The organism is Catenibacterium sp. CAG:290, assembly GCF_000437715.1.
Taxonomy (GTDB): Bacteria; Bacillota_I; Bacilli_A; order Erysipelotrichales; family Coprobacillaceae; genus Catenibacterium; species Catenibacterium mitsuoka_A.
In genome coordinates, this window is record NZ_FR898819.1 from 1 (window position 1) to 2,190 (window position 2,190).

Genomic DNA, 2,190 nt, shown 5'->3' on the forward strand with positions numbered 1-2,190 from the left:
CGAATCAAATGAGAATGTATCATCTGGAAGCTTATTGCGATAATAACTGATTGTGTTGTCTGTACTATAGATTCCATTCTTGATTCTTAGCATATAGAATGGATTGCATTTCATTGTATTCAAAGCGACCTCCTGCGGTATTTATTAGCAAATACCTAATAGTGATAAAACGATTCCTAATGCAACGATACCAAAGATAATAGCGATAACGTTGACTTTCTTGTTTAATAGCTTATAGCAGCCAAATGTCATTAATAATGGAACGATACCTTTAAAGATACTATCAAGAGCTGATTGAACATTCATTAAAGACTGTCCCTTCATCTTGAATTCAAGAACTGTTTTAAAGATAACAGTATTGCTTGTCATAGCACCTACCATGATTAAACCAACAATACCAGCTGCCTTTGTAAGGATTTCAATCATGCCATTAGCATATAATTTTTCAATATACTTAGCACCTAAAGAGTATCCTAAACATGCACCATAGTATCTGCATAGGAAGTTTGGTACGTTAAATAATACTAAGAAGATAATTGGAGCAAGGATGTTACCAGCATTAGCAAAACCAATAGCAAGACCTGCACAAACTACTCTCCATACACCCCAGAATAATGAGTCACCAATACCAGCTAAAGGACCCATTAAACTTGTTTTAATAGAACCAATTGCATTAGCATCAAAGTCTGGTTTTTCACTGTTTTCTTTTTCCATTGAACCAGCAATACCCATTACAAATGATGCAAGAGGTACTGTAGTACTGAAGTAAGAGACATGTCTTGCAAGAGCTTCACGTCTTTTCTTTTCATCATTCTTATAGAAATGGTTGATGAATGGAATCATAGCATAACAGAAACCTGCACCACCCATAGTAACTGGGTTAACAGATGCATACATAGCACCTGATCTCCAGAACATCTTTCTGATTAATTTCTTTTCTTCTTTATCAATGTTATTCATTAGTTTCATGCGAAAAAGTCCTCCTCTTCACTGTCATTAGCTGTAGTATTTACGACAGCTGGTTTAGCCATCATATCTTTTAACTGCATATCACGCTGTGCTGTTACAAATGCGATAACGACACCTAATACTGCGATTGCGATTAATGGTAATTTTAAATAAGCCACTGCAACAAATCCAAAAATAAAGTAAATACCTATTTTCTTATCCCATAGCATCTGTAATAACATAGCCATACCTACAGCAGGAAGCATGTTACCTGCAACTGTTAAACCATTCATAATAACCTTAGGGATTGACTGTAAGATTGTCTGTACAACATCAGATCCTAACCATACAGCAAAGAATGGAATTAAAGCATATAAACCATAGTGTAATACCCATAAACCAAAGTGAAGGGCTGTGATTGATTTATCTTTACCTTCTAAAGCTAGCTGTTCAAATTTTGGTGCGAATGGACCAATAACGAATGAGAAAATAAAGTTCATGAACTGAAGACCTAATACAGCAAGTGGGAATACGATTGGAATAATAGTACCAACATTTCCACCCATCTGAATTGTGAAGGCTGTAGCAAGACCTGCAGCTAGAGCTGGCTCAGCAGTACTTGAAATACCTACATTGACAACTCCCATAAAGATTGATTCTAAAGATGCTCCAACTAATAAACCTGTCTGAACATCTCCTAGCAATAAACCAGTAAGAGGTGCAACAACGATTGGTCTACTTAACATGACCATACCGAATAATTCGTGTCCTCCAACGCCTACGAATACTGCCAATGCGACGAAAAATGCGTTTAACATAATAACTCTCTCCTATCTCTTATAAATTTTTTAATACGTTTGTAGCAAGCTTCTTTTCCATTGAAGGTGTACCCTGGAAGAATGTATCTGGATATAATTCAACTAATTCTTTTAATGCGTCTAATTCTTCCTTAGTAAGCATAACTTCCTTAGTTAAAGTAATTTTTTCTCCTGAAGTCATCTTTCCAGCATTACCTACGTTAACCATTTCAATATTCTTGTATTTCTTACATAAAGTAACAGCATCACGTACTGTTGGCACAAGAACCATTAAGCGCATCTTTTCTGATCTAGGATCATCTAAGATTGATGAAACGCCTTCTACTGATTTAATAATACATTTAATACCTTCTGGCACTGCCATCTTTAATGACATCTTCTGTAATTCGTTTGATGCTGCTTCATCACTTGCAACAACTAAACC

Annotated in this window: 3 protein-coding genes; all 3 read right to left on the reverse strand. The window is 35.7% G+C overall.

Annotated features, from left to right (window positions below):
• Nucleotides 1-144 precede the first annotated feature (144 nt).
• Nucleotides 145-969: a PTS system mannose/fructose/sorbose family transporter subunit IID gene (locus QVO42_RS06200; RefSeq protein ID WP_022425284.1), complete on the reverse strand. Its 825-nt coding sequence runs from the start codon at nucleotides 967-969 to the stop codon at nucleotides 145-147.
• The gene (locus QVO42_RS06205; RefSeq protein WP_022425285.1) at nucleotides 966-1,766 is read right to left on the reverse strand and encodes a PTS mannose/fructose/sorbose/N-acetylgalactosamine transporter subunit IIC; all 801 of its coding nucleotides are present in this window, start codon (nucleotides 1,764-1,766) and stop codon (nucleotides 966-968) included. Before QVO42_RS06205 ends, QVO42_RS06200 begins: the two co-directional genes overlap by 4 nt.
• A gap of 19 nt (nucleotides 1,767-1,785) precedes the next feature.
• The coding region (locus QVO42_RS06210) for a PTS sugar transporter subunit IIB (RefSeq protein ID WP_288163948.1) at nucleotides 1,786-2,190 on the reverse strand (405 nt) is incomplete at its 5' end.

Coding starts and splice junctions, on each gene's coding strand:
- QVO42_RS06200 (WP_022425284.1), bottom strand. CDS start 969: ATGAAACTAATGAATAACATTGATAAAGAAGAAAAGAAATTAATCAGA.
- QVO42_RS06205 (WP_022425285.1), bottom strand. CDS start 1,766: ATGTTAAACGCATTTTTCGTCGCATTGGCAGTATTCGTAGGCGTTGGA.